Raw genomic sequence first — 5,032 nt, 5'->3', positions numbered from 1 at the left:
GTGGGCGACGGCGAGCTGGAGGTCACCGCCGTCTTCGGGTCGGTGCTGCTGATGGCCGCCGCGTACGTCACGGGGCCGGCGGCGCTGGCCGCGGTGCCGGGGGCGGCGCTGGTGACGGGGGTGGTGTCCGCGGTGCGTACGGACCGGGCGGAGCGGCGGCGCAGGCGGGAGCGGCGGGAGCGGGACGGGCGGGTGCGGGCGCACCACGCGGAGAAGAAGCGGCGGCAACGGGAAAGCGGGGGAGCAGCCGGTGGCTGAGCAGACGGGGCGCGTGGACTATGTGAAGCGGGCGGCGCGGACGGAGCGTACGGAGAGACCTGTACGGGACCGGGACGACGGGCGGGGCCGGGAGGAGAACCGGGACCATGGCCAGGACCAGGGCCAGGAGCGGGCCCGCGACGCTGACCCGGGCCGGGACCGCGAGGAGGGCGCCGCCGTCGGGTACACCCTCGTGCTGCCGCCGAACTGGTCCCGTATCCCGCTGCGCGACGGCACCGACGAGGCGATCCTGCGGATCGTCGACGAGGCCGTCGCCGACCTGCCTGACGACCTGCCCCGCGACCGGATACCCGAGGTGCGCCTGGAGCTGGTGCGGCGGCTGCGCAAGGCCGCCGCCGACGCGCGCAAGAGCGGCGGACTCGACCTCTACCTGCCCGTGCAGCAGCTGCACGGCGTGACGGTCGCGGCGTCGTTCGTCGTCTCCGAGATCACCCTGTCCGCGGGCGCCGACCCCGCGCTGGTCCTCGCCCGGCTGCTCGCCGACGCGGAGAAGTCGCAGCCCGCGGCCGTCGACGGGTCCGTCGGCTACCGCAACGAGCGGGTCGCCCGCGCCTCCGGCGACGAGGGCGGCGAGTACGCCTCCCGCCGCGTCGACTACGTGCTGGCGGTCCCCGAGGACGACACCCGGTGGGTGACGGTCGCGTTCAGCACGCTCGCGGACGGCGACCCGAAGGGCGCGTTCGCGGACGTGCTCGTCGAGCTGTTCGACGCCGTGATGACCACCTTCCGCTGGACGAGGAGCAGCCGGTGAGCTGGATCGAGGTCGACTACGACGACGCGAAGTGGCTGTGGGTGCCGCAGCAGTGGGAGGGCCTGCCGTGGCCGGGTCCCGCCCAGTGGGCGGAGGCCGTCGCCGAGGCGTGGTGGACGCTCGCGGACGTCGAGCCCGGCGGCGACGAGGAGGAGGTGGCGCGGCTGCGGGACGCGCTGCTGGAGTACGCCGACCGCGCAGGCACGGTCTTCCCCGGCCAGGACCTGTACCTGTACGTGCCCGACCCGCGGCAGGCGCCGCTGCCGCTGGCCGTGTGGGGGCTGGCGACGGCCGGCGACCGCAACGACCGGCTGCGGGAGCTGGTGCGGTCGATGGACGACGAGGCTGTGGAGCCGCCGATCGTGGAGCTGTTCCGCCACCCGCACCTGGGCAACGGGCTGCGCGCCATGCGCTACTTCACCGACCCGGACGACGGCACCCTCGGCTCCTCCCTGAACTACGCCTTCCGCTCCGAGCCGCACGGCGTGGACGTCCTGGTCCGCGCCATCAGCGGCGACGTGGGCCGGCTCGCGGCGGCGGCGCAGGACATGGACGGGCTGGCGCTGGCGGTACGGGTCCGCCGTGACGAGGACCGCTGAGAGCACCGCGGTACGCGACCGGGCGCCGGTGGGGGACAATGGAGGGTCCGTCCCCGTACGCAACGAGGTAGCGCCCCGCATGTCCAGCCCCCTGTCCGAGCTGCAGATCGGCCCGCACACCGTCTCCCCGCCCGTGGTGCTCGCGCCCATGGCGGGGATCACGAACGCGCCGTTCCGCACGCTGTGCCGGGAGTTCTCCGGCGGCCGCGGGCTGTTCGTCAGCGAGATGATCACGACGCGGGCGCTGGTCGAGCGGGACGCCAAGACGATGCGGCTCGTCCACTTCGACGGCACGGAGAAGCCGCGGTCGATCCAGCTCTACGGGGTCGACCCGGTGTACACGGGCCGTGCGGCCCGCATGATCGCCGACGAGGACCTCGCCGACCACGTCGACCTCAACTTCGGCTGCCCCGTACCCAAGGTGACCCGCAAGGGCGGCGGCTCGGCGCTGCCGTACAAGCGGAACCTGCTGCGCGCGATCCTCCGCGAGGCGGTCGCCGGGGCGGGCGGCCTGCCGGTGACGATGAAGATGCGCAAGGGCATCGACGACGACCACCTCACGTACCTGGACGCCGGCCGGATCGCCGTCGAGGAGGGCGTCACGGCCATCGCCCTGCACGGCCGCACGGCGGCCCAGCACTACGGCGGCACCGCGGACTGGGACGCGATCGCCCGGCTGAAGGAGCACGTGCCGGAGATCCCGGTGCTGGGCAACGGGGACATCTGGTCGGCGGACGACGCGCTGCGGATGGTGCGCGAGACGGGCTGCGACGGGGTCGTGGTCGGGCGCGGCTGCCTGGGGCGGCCGTGGCTCTTCGGGGACCTGGTGGCGGCGTTCGAGGCGGGGCCGGGCGCGTCGTACGCGCGGCCGGCGCTGAAGGAGGTCGCGGGGGTGATGCGGCGGCACGCGGAGCTGCTGGGGCAGTGGCTCGGCGACGAGCGGCGCGGCGTCATCGACTTCCGCAAGCACGTGCCGTGGTACACGAAGGGCTTCTCGGTCGGCAAGGAAGTGCGCCACCGGATGGCGATGGCCGGCTCCCTCGCGGAGCTGGACGACCTGCTGGGCACCCTGGACCTGGACCAGCCGTGGCCGGCGGGCGCGGACGGCCCGCGGGGGCGCACGGCGGGCCGGAACAAGGTCGTGCTGCCGGAGGGCTGGCTGGCGGACCCGTACGAGAACCCGCGGGTGGACGCGGCCGCGGAACTGGACACCTCGGGCGGCTGAGGGCCTCCGCACCCCCGGGAGCTAGCCTCGGAGCGGTGGACACGACACACCGGCCCGCCGCGCGGGTCGTCTGCCTCGACGCCGCCGAGCGGATACTCCTGCTGCGCTGGCGCGACCCCTTCGACGGCGCACTGATCTGGGAGCCGCCGGGCGGCGGCATCGAGCCCGACGAGACCCCGCTCGCCGCCGCCCGCCGCGAACTCGCCGAGGAGACCGGCCTCGACCCCGCCGCCGTCCAGGACCGCGGCGTGCCCGTCGCGCGCGACTTCCACTGGAAGGGCACCCACTTCGCGGGCACCGAGCACTTCTTCCTCGCCCGCTACGCCACTGACCGCCCCCCGCTGCGCCGCGCGGGCCTCCTCCCCGACGAGCGGGCCACCCTCGCCGGCCACGCCTGGATCGCCTGGCCCGAGGTCCGCACCCTCCCGGACCCCCTCGAACCCCCGCACCTGGGGTCCGTCCTGGCCGACCTCGCCCCGGGCGGCCCCTGGGGGAGGGCCGCGGACGGCGGCTAACGCACCACGCGGTGGCGGAGGAAGACGACGCCCGAGCCGAACGTGCGGGTCTCGACGAGTTCGAGGTTCACCCTGCGCTCGTGCCGGTCGAAGAACGGGGTGCCGCCGCCGAGCAGCACCGGGTTCACCCTGATCCGGTACTCGTCGATCAGCCCGAGCGCCGCCGCCTCCGCGGCGAGCGTCGCGCCGCCGATCGCGATGTCGCCCTCGCCCGGTTCCTCCCGCAGCCGCGCGATCTCCTCGGCCAGGCCGCCGGAGGCCAGGCGGGCGCTGCCCTCCACCGCCGTCAGCGTGTGCGAGAACACCACCTTGGGCAGCGGGTTCCACAGCGTGGTCCACTCCCGCTCCGCCGCGCCGAGTCCGGGGTCCTTCGCGGCGGTCTCCCAGTACAGCATCGTCTCGTACAGCCGCCGCCCCATGAGGTGGACACCGACCCCGCGGATCTCCTCGATGGAGAACCGGAAGACCTCCTCACTGGGATCCCCCCAGTCGATGCCGCCGTCCGGCCCGGTGACGTAGCCGTCGAGGGACATGGCCATCGAGTAGGTCACGTTGCGCATGACAAGTCCTCCTCGTCAGGGGGTTCGAGAGTAGGACCGCGCGGCCCCCGGAAACTCATCGCGACGCGCCCGCCGCGCGCATCCTCGTCGAGCGGACCCCCGTCGAGGGCGGCGGCGACGGCCCCAGAAACTAGGCGGCTTCCTCCGGATCCGCCGCTTCGAGTGCGGTGAGCAGGGCCAGGGGCGCGGTGGCCGACCAGGACCGGGGGGCGGCGGCGTGGGGGACCGGGATCGGGGTGGGCTGGGTGGTGCGGGGGTAGCCGGCGACGGCTTCGGGGAGGCGGTGGGCGGTGCGGGCCGCCAGGTCGGTGAGGGCGTCCGCGACCGTGCGGGCCTCCTCCATCAGGCCGTAGCGGGCCAGGCCCAGGGCCAGGATCGCGTTGTCGTGGGGCCAGACGCCGCCGCGGTGGTAGGCCATCGGGTGGTACGCACCCTGCCCCGCCGCCACGGTCCGTACCCCCCAGCCCGAGAAGAAGTCCGGCGCCAGCAGCCGCCGGCCCACCAGGCGCGCCCGGTCGGCGTCCAGCAGCCCGGACCACAGCAGGTGCCCGGCGTCGGAGGACAGCGCGTCGGCGGGGCGGCCCGCGCCGTCCAGGGCCAGGGCGGGGAAGTCGGGGCCGGGGAGCCAGAAGTCGGCGAGGAAGCGGGTGCGCAGGTCGCCGGCGGCGGCGGTGAGGCGGCCGGCGAGCGCCGGGTCGGCCCAGGCGGTGGCGGCGAGGCGGGCGGTGTGGGTGAGGGCGGCGTAGGCGTAGCCCTGGGGCGCGGCGGGCGCGAGGGTGCCGGTGGCGCGGGTGCCGTCGGCGGCGCAGAGGGCGCCGGGGGAGTCGCGCCAGCTCTGGCCGGCCGGGGCGCCGTCGTCGGGGCGGCAGCGCAGGTAGCCGGAGTCGGCGAGGCCGCCGTCGCGGAACATCCACTCGACGGCGGCGCGGGCCTGCGGCTCCAGGCGGCGGGCCGGGCCGTCGTCGCCGGTGTGCTCGGTGAGCGCGCCGAGGAGGACGAGGAACAGCGGGGTGGTGTCCACGGCCCCGTAGTAGCGCCCGTACGGCACCTGGCCGAAGTGCGCCAACTCGCCGTGGCGCACCTCGTGCACGATCTTCCCCGGC

At 75.4% G+C, this 5,032-nt stretch carries 6 protein-coding genes and 1 pseudogene; 5 read left to right on the top strand and 2 right to left on the bottom strand.

The window, feature by feature from the left end:
- From H5J30_RS17245 to H5J30_RS17225, 5 genes and pseudogenes are all read left to right on the top strand, one after another.
- A pseudogene (locus tag H5J30_RS17245) lies at positions 1-258 on the top strand (hypothetical protein); the annotation flags it as partial.
- Positions 251-1,030 carry a hypothetical protein gene (locus H5J30_RS17240; RefSeq protein ID WP_181788312.1) on the top strand — a complete coding sequence of 260 codons (780 nt, stop codon included), beginning with the start codon at positions 251-253 and terminating at the stop codon, positions 1,028-1,030. The pseudogene H5J30_RS17245 and the gene H5J30_RS17240, both read left to right, overlap by 8 nt.
- Positions 1,027-1,629, top strand: coding sequence for a hypothetical protein (locus H5J30_RS17235; RefSeq protein WP_181788311.1), 603 nt, complete (start codon positions 1,027-1,029; stop codon positions 1,627-1,629). Before H5J30_RS17240 ends, H5J30_RS17235 begins: the two co-directional genes overlap by 4 nt.
- Positions 1,630-1,708: 79 nt before the next feature.
- Positions 1,709-2,854 carry a tRNA dihydrouridine synthase DusB gene (dusB, locus tag H5J30_RS17230; protein WP_181788310.1) on the top strand — a complete coding sequence of 382 codons (1,146 nt, stop codon included), beginning with the start codon at positions 1,709-1,711 and terminating at the stop codon, positions 2,852-2,854.
- A gap of 35 nt (positions 2,855-2,889) precedes the next feature.
- Positions 2,890-3,369: an NUDIX hydrolase gene (locus H5J30_RS17225; RefSeq protein WP_181788309.1), complete on the top strand. Its 480-nt coding sequence runs from the start codon at positions 2,890-2,892 to the stop codon at positions 3,367-3,369.
- On the opposite strand, the gene H5J30_RS17220 is transcribed toward H5J30_RS17225, so the two are convergent.
- Positions 3,366-3,929 (bottom strand): dihydrofolate reductase family protein, encoded by a 564-nt coding sequence (locus H5J30_RS17220; protein WP_181788308.1) that lies wholly within the window; start codon positions 3,927-3,929, stop codon positions 3,366-3,368. The genes H5J30_RS17225 and H5J30_RS17220 overlap by 4 nt on opposite strands.
- A 130-nt stretch (positions 3,930-4,059) precedes the next feature.
- A partial coding sequence (locus H5J30_RS17215) for an amylo-alpha-1,6-glucosidase (RefSeq protein ID WP_374100989.1) occupies positions 4,060-5,032 on the bottom strand: 973 nt, incomplete at its 5' end.

The organism is Streptomyces phytophilus, assembly GCF_013870535.1.
In the GTDB taxonomy this organism is placed as follows: Bacteria; Actinomycetota; Actinomycetes; order Streptomycetales; family Streptomycetaceae; genus Streptomyces; species Streptomyces phytophilus.
This window is presented reverse-complemented; position numbering and strand designations above follow the sequence as displayed.

Bases quoted from the DNA above. Each gene is read 5' to 3' on its own strand.
- dusB (WP_181788310.1), top strand. From the start codon at position 1,709: ATGTCCAGCCCCCTGTCCGAGCTGCAGATCGGCCCGCACACCGTCTCC.
- H5J30_RS17220 (WP_181788308.1), bottom strand. From the start codon at position 3,929: ATGCGCAACGTGACCTACTCGATGGCCATGTCCCTCGACGGCTACGTC.